The sequence below is a fragment of the Ralstonia nicotianae genome, assembly GCF_018243235.1.
Taxonomy (GTDB): domain Bacteria; phylum Pseudomonadota; class Gammaproteobacteria; order Burkholderiales; family Burkholderiaceae; genus Ralstonia; species Ralstonia nicotianae.
The window spans coordinates 969,747-985,993 of the sequence record NZ_CP046674.1 but is presented as its reverse complement, the minus strand read 5'-3'; the positions used below and the strand labels follow the sequence as shown (position 1 = coordinate 985,993).

At 66.6% G+C, this 16,247-nt stretch carries 14 protein-coding genes; 7 read left to right on the top strand and 7 right to left on the bottom strand.

The features are described from left to right. Positions 1-22: 22 nt before the first annotated feature. Both GO999_RS04540 and GO999_RS04535 read left to right on the top strand, forming a co-directional pair. Positions 23-2,710: a toprim domain-containing protein gene (locus GO999_RS04540; protein WP_211906584.1), complete on the top strand. Its 2,688-nt coding sequence runs from the start codon at positions 23-25 to the stop codon at positions 2,708-2,710. Continuing rightward, a complete protein-coding gene (locus tag GO999_RS04535; RefSeq protein ID WP_211906583.1) occupies positions 2,707-3,018 on the top strand; it encodes a hypothetical protein in 312 nt (103 codons plus the stop codon). Before GO999_RS04540 ends, GO999_RS04535 begins: the two co-directional genes overlap by 4 nt. Here GO999_RS04535 and GO999_RS04530 read toward each other — a convergent pair. After that, positions 3,015-4,067 carry a tyrosine-type recombinase/integrase gene (locus GO999_RS04530; RefSeq protein ID WP_058907792.1) on the bottom strand — a complete coding sequence of 351 codons (1,053 nt, stop codon included), beginning with the start codon at positions 4,065-4,067 and terminating at the stop codon, positions 3,015-3,017. The genes GO999_RS04535 and GO999_RS04530 overlap by 4 nt on opposite strands. Positions 4,068-4,385: 318 nt before the next feature. Between GO999_RS04530 and GO999_RS04525 the strand changes: the two genes are divergently transcribed. Both GO999_RS04525 and GO999_RS04520 read left to right on the top strand, forming a co-directional pair. Continuing rightward, entirely contained in the window at positions 4,386-4,805 is a 420-nt protein-coding gene (locus GO999_RS04525; protein WP_011002349.1) for a MarR family winged helix-turn-helix transcriptional regulator, read from the top strand. A 10-nt stretch (positions 4,806-4,815) separates the two neighbouring features. Continuing rightward, positions 4,816-6,615 (top strand): chloride channel protein, encoded by a 1,800-nt coding sequence (locus GO999_RS04520; protein WP_211906582.1) that lies wholly within the window; start codon positions 4,816-4,818, stop codon positions 6,613-6,615. A gap of 38 nt (positions 6,616-6,653) precedes the next feature. Here GO999_RS04520 and GO999_RS04515 read toward each other — a convergent pair whose 3' ends face one another. Continuing rightward, a complete protein-coding gene (locus GO999_RS04515) occupies positions 6,654-8,309 on the bottom strand; it encodes a sensor domain-containing diguanylate cyclase (RefSeq protein ID WP_028853521.1) in 1,656 nt (551 codons plus the stop codon). Position 8,310: 1 nt separating this feature from the next. Continuing rightward, positions 8,311-9,336: an NAD-dependent epimerase/dehydratase family protein gene (locus GO999_RS04510; RefSeq protein ID WP_211906581.1), complete on the bottom strand. Its 1,026-nt coding sequence runs from the start codon at positions 9,334-9,336 to the stop codon at positions 8,311-8,313. Between the two features lie 56 nt (positions 9,337-9,392). Here GO999_RS04510 and GO999_RS04505 point away from each other — a divergent pair, with 56 nt between their 5' ends. The 3 genes from GO999_RS04505 to GO999_RS04495 all read left to right on the top strand — a co-directional run bounded on the left by GO999_RS04505 (position 9,393) and on the right by GO999_RS04495 (position 12,477). Beyond that, positions 9,393-10,442 carry a CDP-6-deoxy-delta-3,4-glucoseen reductase gene (locus tag GO999_RS04505; RefSeq protein ID WP_211906580.1) on the top strand — a complete coding sequence of 350 codons (1,050 nt, stop codon included), beginning with the start codon at positions 9,393-9,395 and terminating at the stop codon, positions 10,440-10,442. Between the two features lie 266 nt (positions 10,443-10,708). Further along, positions 10,709-11,908 carry an acetylornithine transaminase gene (locus GO999_RS04500; protein ID WP_016724148.1) on the top strand — a complete coding sequence of 400 codons (1,200 nt, stop codon included), beginning with the start codon at positions 10,709-10,711 and terminating at the stop codon, positions 11,906-11,908. 71 nt (positions 11,909-11,979) lie between these two features. Then, the gene (locus GO999_RS04495; protein WP_058907797.1) at positions 11,980-12,477 is read left to right on the top strand and encodes a GNAT family N-acetyltransferase; all 498 of its coding nucleotides are present in this window, start codon (positions 11,980-11,982) and stop codon (positions 12,475-12,477) included. Between the two features lie 57 nt (positions 12,478-12,534). Here the strand turns inward: GO999_RS04495 and GO999_RS04490 are convergent, their stop codons facing one another. From GO999_RS04490 to GO999_RS04475, 4 genes are read right to left on the bottom strand one after another with little or no spacing between them, the layout of a single operon-like run. Then, on the bottom strand, positions 12,535-13,251 hold the full coding sequence (locus GO999_RS04490) for an ABC transporter ATP-binding protein (RefSeq protein ID WP_021155331.1): 717 nt from the start codon (positions 13,249-13,251) through the stop codon (positions 12,535-12,537). Positions 13,252-13,278: 27 nt separating this feature from the next. Continuing rightward, positions 13,279-14,052: an ABC transporter ATP-binding protein gene (locus tag GO999_RS04485; protein WP_011002357.1), complete on the bottom strand. Its 774-nt coding sequence runs from the start codon at positions 14,050-14,052 to the stop codon at positions 13,279-13,281. A 13-nt stretch (positions 14,053-14,065) separates the two neighbouring features. Then, positions 14,066-15,202, bottom strand: coding sequence for an ABC transporter permease subunit (locus GO999_RS04480; RefSeq protein WP_211906579.1), 1,137 nt, complete (start codon positions 15,200-15,202; stop codon positions 14,066-14,068). 13 nt (positions 15,203-15,215) lie between these two features. Beyond that, positions 15,216-16,151 carry a branched-chain amino acid ABC transporter permease gene (locus tag GO999_RS04475; RefSeq protein ID WP_011002359.1) on the bottom strand — a complete coding sequence of 312 codons (936 nt, stop codon included), beginning with the start codon at positions 16,149-16,151 and terminating at the stop codon, positions 15,216-15,218. Between the last annotated feature and the right edge of the window lie 96 nt (positions 16,152-16,247).

Genomic DNA, 16,247 nt, shown 5'->3' with positions numbered 1-16,247 from the left:
CTTCCCTATTTGGGGGCAAGGGATGAACCCAACCCTCACCGCCGACATCGTGTCCCGCCTGCTGCGCGACTACGACTTCAAGGAGCGCAACAACAAGCTGGAGGCGGGTGTCTGCCCATCCTGCGGCAAGCGCACGCTGTGGACCTTCTCCGACGCTCCCTGGGTCGTCCGCTGCAACCGCCTCAACAAATGCGCGTCCGAGTCCCACGTCAAAGAGCTGTACCCCGAGCTGTTCGCATCGTGGAGCGACCGCTATGTGCGTTCGCCCGACGCCCCCAACGCCGCTGCGGATGCCTATCTGCGCGACGCCCGTGGCTTCGATCTGGCACGCATTGCCGGCTGGTATGTGCAGGAGAGCTACTACAGCCACGAACTGAAGATTGGCAGCGCTACGGTGCGCTTTCCCCTTGCTGCGGGAGCGTACTGGGAGCGCATCATCGACCAGCCCGAGCGGTTCGGCGACCGCAAAGCCACGTTCCATGGGCAATATGGCGGTACCTGGTGGCAGCCGCCCAACCTGCCATCCGAGGCCGGCGAACTGTGGCTGGTGGAGGGCATCTTTGACGCGATTGCGCTTCTGCACCACGGCATTGCGGCCGTGGCCTTGCTGTCGTGCGTCAACTACCCGCGTGCCGCGCTGGCCGCTTTGGTGGAGCAATGCGCGGCTGCCGGCCGAACACGTCCGCGTCTTGTATGGGCGCTCGACGATGACCGCGCCGGCCGTCGCTACATGGCCCAGCACATCGAGCGTGCCCGTGCGGACGGCTGGGCCGCAGCCGCAGCGCTACCCAAGCAGGCAAGCAAGCTCAAATTGGATTGGAACGAGCTGCACCTGCGTGACCGGCTATCGCCGCAACACGTGGGGGAATACCGCTACCTGGGCGACTTGTTCACCGCTGCCAGCCCATCCGAGAAGGCCCGCCTTACCTATCACCGAGGCGGCGACGCACAATTCCCGTTCGACTATCGGAACCGGCTGTACTGGTTCAAGCTGGAACTGGACGCCTTCCAGCGCGAAACCGCCGCGGTGCGCGAAGCACACCCCGACATGCCCGACAACGAAGTGCGCGAGCACGCCGTGCTGCGCGCTGGCGTGGTGCAGATGGTCGCCAACTGTCAGCCCACCGCGCTCTACTACCAGGCCAGCCCGCAAACCGACGAGTCCTGGTACTACTTCCGCGTGGCCTTTCCGCATGATGGCGAGCCGATCAGGGCGACCTTCACCAGTGCGCAGATCGCCAGCAGCAGCGAGTTCAAGAAGCGCCTGCTGGGCGTGGCGCCGGGTGCCATGTATACCGGCACGGGCGCCCAGCTCGACGGCTACCTCGCGCGCCAGCTGGCACGCATCCCCACGGTGCAGACCATCGATTACGTGGGATACAGCAAGGAATACGGCTGCTACGTCTACGGCGACGTGGCGGTCAAGGACGGCCGGCTTTACCGCCTCAATGATGAAGACTTCTTCGACATCGGCAAACTTGCCATCAAGACCATCAGCCAGTCCGCCACCCTGAGCCTCAATACCGATGTCAAGGCCATGTCCGCCGACTGGCTCGCCCTGCTGTGGCTGGCTTTCGGACCCAAGGGGCTCGTCGCTCTGGCCTTCTGGTTCGGCAGCCTGTTTGCGGAGCAGATCCGTTCGGCACACAAGAGCTATCCATTCCTGGAGCTGGTGGGCGAACCCGGCGCCGGCAAGACCACGCTGATTGAATTCCTGTGGAAACTGTGCGGCCGACGCGACTACGAAGGCTTCGACCCGAGCAAGTCATCCCTGGCAGCGCGCGCCCGGAACTTCGCGCAAGTGTCCAATCTGCCTGTGGTGCTGATCGAGGCGGACCGAAGCGAGGAGGGAGCCAAGCAACGCGGCTTCGATTGGGACGAGCTGAAGACTGCCTACAACGGCCGCAGCACTCGCGCGCGCGGGGTCAAGAACGGCGGCAACGAAACCTACGAACCGCCTTTCAGGGGGGCCGTCGTCATCAGCCAGAACGCCGAGGTCAGCGCGAGCGACGCGGTGCTTCAGCGCATCGTGCATATCTACTGCGACCGATCCGCGCAGACGCCCGCCACGCGCGCCGCCGCAGAGGCGTTGGAGCGCATCGCCATCGAGGACGTGTCTGCCTTCCTCCTTGCGGCCGTCATGGCGGAAAACCGCGTGCTGGAGGCATTCAATGCCTGCGTGTCGCGGCACGAACAATTTCTGCTGGAGCGCCCAGAAGTGAAAACGGTGCGCCTGGCAAAGAACCATGCGCAAATCATGGCGATGGTCGATGCCCTGCGGCTTGTCTTGCCGCTGACCGATGCGCAGCACGCCGCCGGCCTAGCCGAGCTGGGCCGCATGGCTGCGGCGCGTCAGCAAGCCATCAGCGCGGATCACAAGCACGTCCAGCAGTTTTGGGAGGTCTACGACTTCATCGAGTCGGCCGACGACGACCGCCCCATCCTCAACCACTCACGCGGAGCCGGCCTGATCGCGATCAACCTCCAGCACATGGCTCAGGCGGCCGGCGAGCGGCGCATAGAGCTGCCCACCATTGAGGACTTGAAGCGCGTGCTGAAGACCTCGCGTCAGCGCAAGTTTGTGGATATCCGCGCTGTCAATAGCGCCATCAGTGCCTATCACAACCGCGAACACCTGCACGCGCCCAAACGGCCGGAGACCGTCAAGTGCTGGGTGTTCGAGTCTGGTCAACGGGGAACCAAAGTATGAGCCAGCACGCATCGAGTGAAGTCACGCCCGAGGAATTTGCGCGCCTGGTTGCGGAGTTGCGCCGTCTCCTGCAGGCCGTGCCGCTGCCGGACCAGCTGTGGGACGCTGCCACGATTGCAGATTGGATGGGCCTGTCAGCGGAAACTGTCGCGGAAGCTGTGGTGGTCCGGGACGGGTTCCCGAAGCCCGTCCAACCTACCGCAGCGCGCCAAGGCAAACGCCTTTGGTTTGCCGATGAAGTCATCCGGTGGGCGCGAGCCAATCGCGGCCGCCTGCCCACCGGCCGGGGGCGCAGGCGTCAAGCCTAAGCCGCCTTCGCAACGCCGTCGAGCTGGTCGGCCAGCTCTTCGGCAGTCGGGTTGTAGTACACCATCAGGCTCTTCAGGTCGCGATGCCCGATGATGCGCGCCAGGGAAAGGACGTCGACGCACTTTGCCAGTTGAGTGCACGCCTCGTGTCGCGTGTCATGAAAATGCAGGTCTTTCAGCTCTGCCTTGGCTACCGCGCGGCGGAACAGCACGTCTGCTGTCGCAGCTGTCAGCCGAAACAGCTGACCCACATCATTGCCAGGCAACAGTTTTAGCCGCTCGATAGCGCTAGCGGGCAACGGCACCTCGCGCCGATCGCCGTTTTTGGTTCGTGGCAAGATTGCCCTTCTCTCTTCAAAGCGCGCTGTGGTTTTGGTCAGCCCCAGCAACTCACTCTTGCGCATGCCTGTATCCAAGGCAACGAGGAAAGCAATGGCCACCTCATGCTGCATCGAGGTAGGCACTTGGCCCTCAACATAGTTGAGTGCAGCGCAGATTGCTTGCTGTTCTTCGGGAGAGATGCGGCGATTGCGCGATGGCGGGTTCGTCGGCCGACGCAGCCCGTGCATCGGGTTCTCTCGAATCCACTTCCACTCGGTACGCGCTACCTCAAATACGGCGGACAGCAGGTTCAGTTCACGGTTGACACTGCTTGCCGCTACCGGTTTACCACTGCGCCCCAGCAACTTGCCGCCCAGTCGAGCGTCGCGCCACTTTCCTATGTCGTCGGTGGTGATATCGCCCACCAGCTTTTCGGGCAAGTCAGGAGTGACGCGGAGAAACAGTTGAAGGCGGATTTCCTCCCAGCGCTTTCCGGTCTTGTGAGGCGCCACTTCCTCAATATATCGGCCGATAGCCTTGCGCAACGTGTGCTTCACAGGCCGGACACCTCGGCTCCGGTCGCGCAGGATGTCAGCCTCCCGCTCGGTCGCCCAAGCGACCGCCTCTGCCTTGGTGTCAAAGGTCTTGCTGTCTCGCACCCCCAGACGGGCAACCTCTACCCGCCAAACGATACCGTTTTTGCTCTTGCGCTTGATGTAAGTAGCCATGTGCTCTTTGGCGTAAATTTGGCGTAACGCCTACCGGCTCTTTACGCCAGAAGGCCCAATTTTACCGTCGAGCGGGCACCTTTTGTCGGCCGCAAATGGCTATACGACGCGCCTTTCCGGCCGATTCCCCGCTTTTCCGGCTGTTTGCCCAAAAGCGATGAAAGTCCGACCCCGGGCACCAAGCATTCCGCATGAAAGGCCAAGCACCCGCTTGGCCTTTTTTGCTTTTCGGGCGACATCGCACGCGCGTATGGCGGCCCCGGTCCGCCCAGATATATCACATCATGATATATTCGGCGCCATTCACCGAACGCCCCCATGCCAACCACCGCCCCACCCCGCCCCCTCAACAAAGCGGACTTCGAAGCCCTGTCCGACTTCCGCTACCACCTGCGCCGCTTCCTGCGCGTGTCCGAAGACCTGATCCAGTCCAAGGGCATCACGCCGCTGCAGTACCAGTTGCTGCTGCACGTCAAAGGATTCGTCGGCCGCGAATGGGCCACCGTGGGCGAACTGGCGGAGCGCCTGCAGGCGTCGCCGCACGGCACCGTGGCGCTGGTCACGCGCTGCGAAGACGCCGGCCTGGTCGAGCGCCGGCCGAGCGCCGCCGATGCGCGCCAGGTGGAAGTCCATCTGACAAAAAAGGGCGAACGCTGCGTCGGCCAGCTGGCGGCGCTGCACCAGAGCGAGCTGAGCGCCTTCAAGCGCGCCTTCCGCCTGCCCGATTTCGAAGCCTAGGAGCCGCCCCATGCAAACCCACGTCCTCCGGCGCGATTTCGCCACCGACACCACCCTGTTCCGCACCGTCGCGCTGGCGGCGGTCATCGCCGCGCTCGCCACGGTCGCGGCAGCGGTGCTGCTCGGCCTGATCCGCTTCTTCACCAACCTGTTCTTCTTCCAGACGCTATCGTTCGCGGACCATTCGCCGGCCGGCAACACGCTGGGCCTGTGGGTCATCGCGGTGCCGGTCATCGGCGGGCTGATCGTGGGCCTGATGGCGCGCTTCGGCTCGGACAAGATCCGCGGCCACGGCATCCCCGAGGCAATCGAAGCGATCCTGTTCGGCAAGAGCCGGATGTCGCCCAGGGTGGCGGTGCTCAAGCCGCTGTCGTCGGGCATCGTGATCGGCAGCGGCGGACCGTTCGGCGCGGAAGGTCCGATCATCATGACCGGCGGCGCGATCGGCTCGCTGCTCGCGCAGTGCTTCCGGCTGACCGCCGCCGAGCGCAAGACGCTGCTGGTGGCGGGCGCCACCGCCGGCATGACTGCCGTGTTCGGCACCCCGGTGGCCGCGGTGCTGCTGGCGGTGGAACTGCTGCTGTTCGAATGGCGCCCGCGCAGCATGCTGCCGGTGGCGGCGGCGTGCGCGGTGGCCGGCTTCCTGCGCGTGCTGGTGCTGGAACCGGGCCCGCTCTTTCCGCTGGCGACCGCCCCGGCGACGCTGCCTGCGCTGGGCTCGTGCGTGATCGCGGGGCTGCTGTGCGGGGCACTGTCGCGTTCGCTGTCGACCGCGCTCTACAAAACCGAAGACCTGTTCGGCCGCCTGCCGATCCACTGGATGTGGTGGCCCGCCCTCGGCGGGCTGGCCATCGGCATCGGCGGCTATTTCGAACCGCGCGCGCTGGGCGTGGGCTACGACGTCATCGGCGATCTGCTGCACAACCACCTGGCCATCCGCATCGCGCTCGCGCTGCTGGTGGTCAAGGCGCTGATCTGGGTGATCGCGCTGGGCTCGGGCACGTCCGGCGGCGTCCTTGCGCCGCTGCTGATGATGGGCGCGGGCCTGGGCGTGCTGCTCGGCCCCGTCCTGCCGGGCGGCGACCCAGGGCTGTGGCCGCTGGTGTGCATGGCCGCCACGCTGGCCGGTGTGCTGGGCGCGCCGCTCACCGCCATCGTGTTCGCCTTCGGGCTCACGCACGACATCAACGCCATCCTGCCGGCGCTGCTGGCGGTGTCGGTCGCGTACGGTTTTGTCGTGCTGACCATGCCGCGCTCGATCATGACCGAGAAGATCGCGCGGCGCGGGTTCCACATCTATCGCGAATACGCGGTGGATCCGCTGGAGCGCCACGCCGTCGACGAGGTGATGACGCGCACCGTGCAGACCATCGATGCGCAAGCCTCCGTGGCCGGCATCCTGGCCGAGCGCTTCGGCCCGACGCAGGCGCACCGCGCGTTTCCGGTGGTGCGTAACGGCGCGCTGATCGGCCTGCTGGACCGCGACGCCCTGCTCGCCGGCCACGCGCGCGGCGCGGCCATGATCGCCGACCTGTTCGGCGCCAACGCGCCGGTGATGGCGCTGCCGGGCGAGACCTGCCGCATCGTCGCCACGCGCCTGGCCGTGCACGGACTGGAGCGGCTGCCGGTCGTGGCCGATGCGCAATCGCGCCGGCTGGTGGGCATTGTCTCGCGCAGCGACCTGGTCAAGCCGTCGGTGGCGTTCTTCGATGAGGAGCAGCGCCGCGAGCGGTTCCGGCGCGCACCGCTGGCAGGCGCCCGCGTGCAGCTCGAACTGCGGCGCAGGCGCGCACGCCGTACGCCGAACTGAGCGGCCGGCTTGCGCGTAAAGGAGTCGGCGCCGCGCTCCTAACCCGCCGCGTGCCGGTTCCGCCCGCTTTCCTTGGCGCGGTAGAGCGCCAGGTCGGCGCGCCTGAGCATCTCCGAAGCGGTGTCGCCGGGGTGGCAGGCCGTCATGCCGAGGCTCACCGTCATGGCCAGTCCGCTGGGCAGGGATTCGTCCGCTTCGGCCACGGCCGCGCGCAGGCGCTCGACCACGCCGGCCGCCTCTTCGAGGGTGGTGCGGCTCATGACCACGGCGAACTCCTCGCCGCCCAGCCGGCCGATCAGGTCGCTGCTGCGCATCACGCTGGTGGCGAGCGAGGCGAAGCGCTGCAGGGCGAGATCCCCCACCGCATGGCCCCAGGTGTCGTTGATGCGCTTGAAGTGGTCCAGGTCCGCCAGGACCAGCACCAGTTGCTCGCCGCGCACATGGGTGCGTGTCAGCACGGTTTCGAACAGGGCGAGAAAGCGCCGCCGCGTCAGCACACCGGTCAGGTGGTCGAAATGGGCTTCGTTGGCGAGCGCGCTGTTGGTGCGCTGCAGGCTCTGATTGAGGTGGCGGGTCACGCGATGGTGCTGGCGCTCCCGCAGCAGGGACCACACCACCAGCACGAAGACCAGCAGCCCGCTGAGGAACAGCACGAAACCCAGCGAGCGATTGCGCTCGTGGGTGGCCAACTGATACGACCACGACCCCAACGGCTCCGCCACCATCACGGTCAGGTCTGCGCTGGCAGTGCGCGAGACTGTCAGCGAGGGGATCTCACTGCCCGCGCGCCACACCATGGCATCGCGCACATCGGCGGGAACCCACGACGGCACCGCCCGCTGCGCCGATGCGGCCGCCTGGTAAGACCACGGCTCGAAATCCACCCGCTGGTACTCGGTGAAGCGCTCGGACGGCGTCATCCGCTGCACGCGCGAATCGGGTAGCGCCTTGCCCACCAGCGAGGCGTCGGTCGACAGGATGATCAGCCCGTTCGCGTCCGCCACCAGCGAGGTCGGGTGCGACACCCAGTGCTGCAGGCGCGACAGGTTGACCTTAGTGCCGATCGCCGCCACCAGGCGGCCCTGGGCATCGTAGATCGGCGCGGCGAAGAACAGCCCCGGCACGCCCGTAATCGGGCCGACGGTGAACTGCTCGCCGAGGCCGCCCAGCATGGCCGCCTTCATGTACGGCTGGAGCGCCAACTGCATGCCGATGAACGAACCGGGCCGCCCCGCGTTGCTGGCCAGCACCACGTAGCCGCGCGTGTCGACCACCCAGGTGTAGTCCAGCCCGAGATTGCCGTTGGCGACGCTCAGGAACGTGCTCGCGGCCCGCACCTCGGGATGGGCCGTTGCCTCCTTGAGACGCAAGCCTTCATCCATCAGGTTCCAGCGGCGCGTATCGACGCGCGCCACGCCGGCAGGAATCGACTCGATCTCCGCCAGCGTCAGCGGCACGGCGCGCAGCAGCGCCACGTCGGCGGTGATCTGGCTGGCCATCCCGTCGGCCACCTGCTCGGCCAGCTGGCGGCGCGCATCGAACGTCTGCCGCAGCTCGCGCGCACCCATCGCATCCGCCACCATGCCGGCAGCGAACCAGCACAGGGCGGCGCCCGCCAGCAGCATCGACAACGCCAGCCCCACCCGCACGATGTGCCGGACGCGGACTTGAGGCGGGCGAGCGGGCTTGGCCACGTCAGCCCCCGCCGGCCAGGAAGTCGGCGACGGTCGGATACCGCAGCGCCAGCCGCAGTTCGCGCGCGAGGCGCACGCTGCGCAGGCGGCGCGATTCGCTCATGAACGAGAGCAGCGCCGGCTCCAGCTGCCGCGCTGCCTCGGCGCGAGCGATGCGCGGCGGGCGCGGCAGGCCGCGCGCGGCGGCCACCGCATCGAAGTAGTCGCCCATGCGCAGCTCGGTGGCATCGCTGACATGCACCACGCGCTGCGGACGGCCGCGGAACAGCGCGGCGATGAGCGCACGGGCCAGGTCATCGGCATGGATGTGGTTGGTGAAGACGTCGTCCTCGCGCCGCAGCGCGGGTGTGCCGCGCTGCAGGCGCGCCTCCGGCAGACGATCGCCGGCATAAATGCCCGGGATGCGCAGGATCGACGTGCGCCAGCCGCCGCCGACGCCGAGCCACCGCACCCGGCGCTCGGCCGCCACCCGCCGCATGGCCCGCGGCGTGGCCGGCCGCACCGGCCGGGTCTCGTCGACCCACGCACCGCCGCAGTCACCGTAGACGCCGCTGGTGCTGGCGTAGACCAGGGTGCGCGGCTGGAGGCGAGATTTCAAGCGGCCGGTACCGCTGCGCCGCTCGGGTAGAATGCGGCGTTTCATGCCACGCGAAGCGGCGGACCCGGCCTTGGCCGGCCCGGCGGCCCGCAGCCGTCCCGGCCGGGACAGCGCCTGGAGCAGCGCGGCCGTGCGCGGATCATCCGTGCCGGCGGCCGGCGGCGGCGCCAGGTGCAGGACACGCGGCGCCAGGCCCCGCAGGCGGCGCAGGGTGCCGATGCGGTCGAGGTCGGCCAGTACCGGCACGGCGCCGGCGGCCTGCAGCGGCGCGCGGCCCACCTCGCGCGAGGTGACGGCCAGGACGCGGAACCGCGACTGCAGGACCGCGAGGCAGCGCTGCCCCACGTCGCCGCATCCAACGATCAGGATGCGCGGACGCCCCAGCTTCCGCGTGAGGAAGGGTGACCCGGCAGCCGCCTGGTCCATCATCGGATGTGCCGCAGCGTGGCGACCAGACACTCTTTTCAACATATTTGGATTGTAGTATGGCTTATCAGATCAACGTGTTGCCCAGCGGCCGCCAATTCCAGGCCGAAGATGGTGAGACCATCCTGGCCGCTGCGCTGCGCCAGGGCATCGGCCTGCCGTACGGTTGCAAGAATGGCGCCTGCGGCTCGTGCAAGGGCCACGTGCGCGAAGGCTCCATCGTGCAGGGCAACCACTCGCCCAACGCGCTGACGGCGCAGGAGGCCACCGAAGGCCGCGCGCTGTTCTGCTGCGCGACGCCGGCCTCCGACGTCACCATCGAGGTGCGCGAGGTGCATGGCGCCGGCGACGTGCCCATCAAGAAGATCCCCTGCCGCGTCGCCTCGCTGGAGAAGGCCGCACCCGACGTGACCATCGTCAAGCTGCAGTTGCCCGCCACCGAGCGCATGCAGTTCCTGGCCGGCCAGTATGTCGAATTCATCCTGCGCGACGGCAAGCGCCGCAGCTACTCCCTCGCCAACCCGCCGCACGCCGACGGCCCGGTCGAACTGCACATCCGCCACACGCCGGGCGGCGCGTTCACGGACTACGTCTTCGGCGCCAAGGAAGGCCAGCCGGCGATGAAAGAGCGCGACATCCTGCGCTTTGAAGGCCCGCTGGGCAGTTTCTTCCTGCGCGAAGCCTCCGACAAGCCGATCATCCTGCTCGCTTCCGGCACCGGCTTTGCCCCCATCAAGGCCATTATCGAGCACGCCGCGTTCGTCGGCATCCAGCGCCCGATGACGCTGTACTGGGGCGGCCGCCGTCCGCGCGATCTGTACATGCACGCAATGGCCGAGGAATGGACGCGCACCCTGCCGGGCTTCCGGTACGTCCCGGTCATCTCGGACGCGCAGCCCGAAGACGGCTGGACCGGCCGCACCGGCTTCGTCCACCAGGCGGTGGTCGCCGACCACCCGGACCTGTCCGGCCACGAGGTCTACGCCTGCGGCGCCCCGGTGATGGTCAACGCGGCCCGCACGGACTTCGCCGCCCAGTGCCGCATGCATCCGGATGCGTTTTTCGCCGACGCGTTCACCTCGGAGGCGGACCTGCACCCGGCCACCTGAGCCCGACCGTTGCGCAAATCCACACGGGGCGAATTTCGTTTTGACTTGAGTGGATATCCGTCTTATTCTTGCGCCCATGAACCAGGCCCAGCACCTCCGACGCCGCCGTACGTTGCCTCCCTCGGGATGCCGCGCGGCTGCCTGCTGATTGCACCTATCGGGTTCAGAGAATTCGACGATCACAAGGCCACGGGCAATCCCCGTGGCCTTTGTCTTTTCCAACCACCGGTTTCATCTTCCTGCCGCCTTTTTCTGGAGCCTCTGCCATGGCGTTTGCTGATTACCCCGTCCAGTCCCTGATGTACATCACCAACCGGCCCGAGATCGTCTTCACCGAAGGCAAGGGCTCGTGGCTGACGGACCACAACGGCAAGCGATACCTGGATTTCGTGCAAGGCTGGGCCGTCAACTGCCTCGGCCACTCCAACGACGGCATGATCGAAGCGCTCAATGCGCAGGCAAAGAAGCTCATCAACCCGAGCCCGGCCTTCTACAACGAGCCGATGGCCAAGCTGGCCGGCCTGCTGAGCGCGCACAGCTGCTTCGACAAGGTGTTCTTCGCCAACAGCGGCGCCGAGGCCAACGAAGGCGCCATCAAGCTCGCGCGCAAGTGGGGCAAGAAGCATAAGAGCGGCGCAGGAAAGAATCGATTCGAGATCATCACCTTCGACCACAGCTTCCACGGCCGCACGCTCGCCACCATGAGCGCATCGGGCAAGGCCGGCTGGGACACCATCTTCGCGCCGCAGGTGCCGGGCTTCCCGAAGGCCATCCTCAACGACATCGCCTCGGTGGAAGCACTCATCACCGACGAGACCGTCGGCGTGATGCTCGAGCCGGTGCAGGGCGAAGGCGGCGTGCTGCCCGCCACGCCGGAATTCATGCAGCAGCTGCGCGCGCTGACCAGGAAACACAAGCTGCTGCTGATCGTCGATGAAGTGCAGGCCGGGTGCGGGCGCTGCGGCACGCTCTTCGCCTACCAGCTCTCGAACATCGAGCCGGACATCATGACGCTGGGCAAGGGCATCGGCGGCGGCGTGCCGCTCTCGGCCCTGCTGTGCACGGATGAAGTCGCCAGCTTCGAGGCCGGCGACCAGGGCGGTACCTACAACGGCAACCCGCTGATGACGGCCGTGGGCTGCTCGGTGATCGAGCAGCTGCTCGCCCCGGGCTTCCTGGCCGGCGTGCAGGAGCGCGGCGCCTACCTGCGCGCGCAACTGCTCGAGCTGTCGGAAGCATTCGGCCTGGCCGGCGAACGCGGCGAGGGCCTGCTGCGCGCCCTGCTGCTCGGCAAGGACATCGGCGGCCAGCTGGTCGAGGCCGCGCGCGAGATGAACCCGACGGGTCTGCTGCTCAACGCGCCGCGCCCCAACATCCTGCGCTTCATGCCGGCGCTGAACGTCACGACCGACGAGATCGACACGATGATCGGCATGCTGCGCACGCTGCTCAAGGCACACGGCTGAGCTTCAACGCTTCACCCCGGGCGGCGCGCGCGGCGCCGCCCTCCATCGCTGTTCCCAACCCGAGGTTTGCCATGGCCGTGACGCACGCAGTTCCGGCCACGGGGATCGTTTTGTCCGACGATCCCGCGTGGCTCCCGCTGGACCAGATCTACCGCTTTCTCTCGCAGGAAACGTATTGGGCCCGCGGCCTGCCACGCGCAGTGTTCGACCGATCGATCGCCCATTCGCTGTGCCTCGCGGCCTACCGCCTGAATGACGACGGCACGCACGGCGAGCTGGCGGGCTTCGCCCGGGTCATTTCGGACCACGCGACCTTCGCCTACCTGTGCGACGTCTTCGTGCTGCCCGAGTGGCGCGGCAAAGGTGTCTCGCACGCGCTGATGCGCTTGCTGCGCGAGCACCCTGAACTGCAGGGGCTGCGCCGCACGGTGCTGGTCACCACCGATGCCGACGGGCTCTACCGCAAGCACGGCTTTACCGACGTGCCCGGTGGCAGCGGCTTCATGCAGCTGCACCGGCCCAATGCCTATCAGGCGGCGGGCGACCCGGCGCAGACCGCTTCGGCCTGACGCCCAAAGAAAAAGCCTCGCTTGTCGCGAGGCTTTTTCCAGGGTGCTACGCAGAAGTTATTCGCCCAGATAGGCGGCGCGCACCTTCGGATCGTCCAGCATCTGCTTGGCGTCGCCGCTCATGGTGATCAAACCGGAGTCCATCACGTAGCCGCGGTGCGCCGCCTGCAACGCCAGGCGCGCGTTCTGCTCGACCAGCAGCACGGTCACGCCCTGGCCCGAGATGTCGCGCACGACCTCGAAGATCTTCTCCACCATGATCGGCGACAAGCCCATCGACGGCTCGTCCAGCAGCAGCAGCTTCGGCTGGCTCATCAGCGCGCGCGCCATGGCCAGCATCTGCTGTTCGCCGCCCGACATCGTGCCGGCCAGCTGGTTGGCCCGCTCCTTCAAGCGCGGGAAGATGCCGAACATGCGATCGATATCGGCCTTGATACCCGACTCGTCGTTGCGCGTGAAGGCGCCCATCTGCAGGTTCTCGACGATGGTCATGCGCGCGAACACGCCGCGGCCTTCCGGCACCATCGCCAAACCCTGCTTGAGCAGGTTGTAGCTCGGCACGCCCTTGATGGACTTGCCCATGTACTCCACATCGCCGCCGGCCCAGCCCTGCAGGCCGGTGATGGCCTTCATGGTGGTGGTCTTGCCGGCGCCGTTGGCGCCGATCAGCGTCACCAGCTCGCCGTCCGCGATTTCGAGATCGACACCCTTGACCGCCTGGATGCCGCCGTAGGCCACCTTCAGGCCGGAGATCTTCAGTACTGTCTGTTTCATGTTCCGCTCATGCTCCATTTCTTCGGCTCAATGCGCGGACGCGCCCAGGTAGGCCTCGATCACGGCCTGGTTGCTCTGCACTTCGTGCGGCAAGCCCTGCGCGATCACCTTGCCGTAGTCGAGCACGGTCAGGCGGTTGCACAGGCCCATCACCAGCTTCACGTCGTGTTCGATCAGCAGGATGGTCTTGCCGTCGGAGCGGATCTTGTCGAGCAGGCCGCGCAGCTCGACCTTCTCGGTGGCGTTCATGCCCGCGGCCGGCTCGTCCAGCGCCAGCAGCTTGGGCTGCGTGGCGAGCGCGCGCGCGATCTCCAGGCGGCGCTGGTGGCCGTACGACAGGTTGCGCGCCGTGTAGTTGGCGTACTTGCCGATGCCGACGTAGTCCAGCAGGTCGTGCGCCCAGTCTTCGATGGACGCTTCCTCTTCGCGCGCGGCCTTGGTGCGGAACACCGCGCCGATCAGGCCGGCCTTGGTGCGCACGTGGCGGCCGACCATGACGTTCTCCGCCGCGGTCATGTCGCCGAACAGGCGGATGTTCTGGAACGTGCGCGCGATGCCGGCCTTGGCCACTTCGTGCACGGCGGTCGGCTGGTACGGCTGGCCGGCCAGCACGAACTCGCCGGCGTCCGGCGTGTACAGGCCCGTGATGACGTTGAAGAACGTGGTCTTGCCGGCGCCGTTCGGGCCGATCAGGCCGTAGATCTCGCCTTCGCGGATCTCCAGGCTCACGTCCGACAGCGCCTGCAGGCCGCCGAAGCGCTTGTTGACTCCCCGGATCGAGAGGAGGTTGTTGTTGCTCATGTGCGTGCCTCCATCAGATGCGGGACAAACCACCGACCCGCGCCTTCTGCGGGCGGTCTTCCTTGCGCGGCGAGGGCCACAGGCCCGCGGGGCGATACAGCATCACCCCCACCATCGCCAGGCCGAACAGCAGCTGACGCAGCACTTCCGCTTCCACGATCACGTGGCCGAACAGCTTGTTCTGGATCGGCTCGGCCAGCGCGCGCAGCAGTTCCTGGAAGCCCACCAGCAGGATGCCGCCCAGGATCACGCCCGGGATATGGCCCATGCCGCCCAGCACCACGATGGCCAGGATGTAGATCGACTCCCACAGCACGAACGATTCCGGCGACACGAAGCCCTGGAACGACGCGAACATCGCCCCCGACACGCCGCCGAACGACGCGCCCATGGCGAACGCCAGCAGCTTGATGTTGCGGGTGTTGATGCCCATGGCCTTGGCGGCGATCTCGTCCTCGCGGATGGCAACCCATGCACGACCGATCCGCGAATTCTGCAGGCGCAGGCACACCGTGATGATGCCCATCGCCAGCAGCACGAACAGGTAGTAGTACATGTGCACCGGCTCGAAGTGGATGCCGAAGATGTCATGCCGCTTCGAGAAGTCGAACCCGAAGAGCTTGACCGGCTCGATCAGGTTGACGCCCTTCGGACCGTTGGTGATGTTCACCGGGCGGTCGAGGTTGTTCATGAAGATGCGGATGATCTCGCCGAAGCCCAGCGTCACGATGGCGAGGTAGTCGCCGCGCAGCTTGAGCGTCGGCGCCCCCAGCAGGATGCCGAACAGCGCCGCCAGCCCCGCGCCCAGCGGGATCACCCACCAGATCAGCAGATGCAGCCCGTTCGGAAACAGCTGATGGATCCACTCGAACTGGTTGGTCAGGTGCGGCGAGCCCAGCAGCGCCATCATGTAGGCGCCCACCGCGTAGAACGCGATGTAGCCCAGGTCGAGCAGGCCGGCAAAGCCCACTACGATGTTCAGGCCCAGGGCCAGCATGATGTACAGCAGTGCGAAGTCCAGCACGCGTACCCAGTAGTTCCCGCCGACGGCGCCCACGAGGAACGGGGCGAAGATGGCGAGGATGAAGAAGCCGAGAAGCGCGGCGCGCGTCTTCTTCGGCGCTTTGAATTCCGTTGCAGTTTCTGTCATGGCGCTCCCCTTCTTATGCACGGTCTGCAACGCGTTCGCCCATGATGCCGGACGGGCGGAACAGCAGCACGCAAATCAGCACAATGAACGCGAAAACATCCTGGTAGTTCGAACCGAACACACCGCCGGTCAGGTCACCGATGTAGCCGGCACCCAGGGCCTCGATCAGGCCCAGCAGCACACCGCCCACCATGGCGCCCGCCAGGTTGCCGATGCCGCCCAGCACCGCGGCAGTGAACGCCTTCAGGCCGGGGATGAAGCCCATGTAGAAGTGGGCATTGCCATAGTTGGTGGCCATCATCACGCCGGCGACGGCTGCCATGGCAGCGCCGATCATGAACGTGGCGGAGATGACGAAGTTGGGGTTAACACCCATCAGGCCGGCCACGCGCTGGTTCTCGGCAGTGGCGCGCATGGCGCGGCCGAGCTTGGTGCGGTTGACCAGCAGCGTCAGCCCGGTCATGACCGCCAGCGACACCAGGATGATGGCGATCTCCTTGCCCGTGATCGTCGCGCCGGTCGAACCGATATCGATCGGCGACGAGGGCAGCAGTTGCGGGAAGGTCAGCGGGTTGCGCGACCAGATCATCATCGCCAGGGTCTGCAGCACGATCGACACGCCGATGGCGGTGATCAGCGGCGCCAGGCGCGGCGCATTGCGCAGCGGCCGGTAGGCGACCCGCTCGATGGTGTATGCGACGACGGCGCAGACCGGCATCGCAAACAGCAGCGCCAGGACCAGCGTCAGCCAGTCAGGCAGGTTGGGGAAGAACTTCTGGAGGAAGTTGATGGCGGTCAGTGCGGACATCGCGCCGATCATCAGGACATCGCCGTGGGCAAAGTTGATGATGCCGAGAATGCCGTAGACCATGGTGTAGCCAAGTGCGATCAGCGCGTAAATGCTGCCGAGCACCAGGCCGTTCACGATCTGCTGGATAAAGATATCCATGAGAACAGCTCCTGCTATGCCTTGCTTTGTTGTAGGCGACGGGATGGCGCGCCCGCAAGGTATGCGATCAATCGGATGGGTAAAGTGTGTGCTGGT

Bases quoted from the DNA above. Each gene is read 5' to 3' on its own strand.
- GO999_RS04540 (WP_211906584.1), top strand. From the start codon at position 23: ATGAACCCAACCCTCACCGCCGACATCGTGTCCCGCCTGCTGCGCGAC.
- GO999_RS04535 (WP_211906583.1), top strand. From the start codon at position 2,707: ATGAGCCAGCACGCATCGAGTGAAGTCACGCCCGAGGAATTTGCGCGC.
- GO999_RS04530 (WP_058907792.1), bottom strand. From the start codon at position 4,067: ATGGCTACTTACATCAAGCGCAAGAGCAAAAACGGTATCGTTTGGCGG.
- GO999_RS04525 (WP_011002349.1), top strand. From the start codon at position 4,386: ATGCCAACCACCGCCCCACCCCGCCCCCTCAACAAAGCGGACTTCGAA.
- GO999_RS04520 (WP_211906582.1), top strand. From the start codon at position 4,816: ATGCAAACCCACGTCCTCCGGCGCGATTTCGCCACCGACACCACCCTG.
- GO999_RS04510 (WP_211906581.1), bottom strand. From the start codon at position 9,336: ATGATGGACCAGGCGGCTGCCGGGTCACCCTTCCTCACGCGGAAGCTG.
- GO999_RS04505 (WP_211906580.1), top strand. From the start codon at position 9,393: ATGGCTTATCAGATCAACGTGTTGCCCAGCGGCCGCCAATTCCAGGCC.
- GO999_RS04500 (WP_016724148.1), top strand. From the start codon at position 10,709: ATGGCGTTTGCTGATTACCCCGTCCAGTCCCTGATGTACATCACCAAC.
- GO999_RS04495 (WP_058907797.1), top strand. From the start codon at position 11,980: ATGGCCGTGACGCACGCAGTTCCGGCCACGGGGATCGTTTTGTCCGAC.
- GO999_RS04490 (WP_021155331.1), bottom strand. From the start codon at position 13,251: ATGAAACAGACAGTACTGAAGATCTCCGGCCTGAAGGTGGCCTACGGC.
- GO999_RS04485 (WP_011002357.1), bottom strand. From the start codon at position 14,052: ATGAGCAACAACAACCTCCTCTCGATCCGGGGAGTCAACAAGCGCTTC.
- GO999_RS04480 (WP_211906579.1), bottom strand. From the start codon at position 15,202: ATGACAGAAACTGCAACGGAATTCAAAGCGCCGAAGAAGACGCGCGCC.
- GO999_RS04475 (WP_011002359.1), bottom strand. From the start codon at position 16,151: ATGGATATCTTTATCCAGCAGATCGTGAACGGCCTGGTGCTCGGCAGC.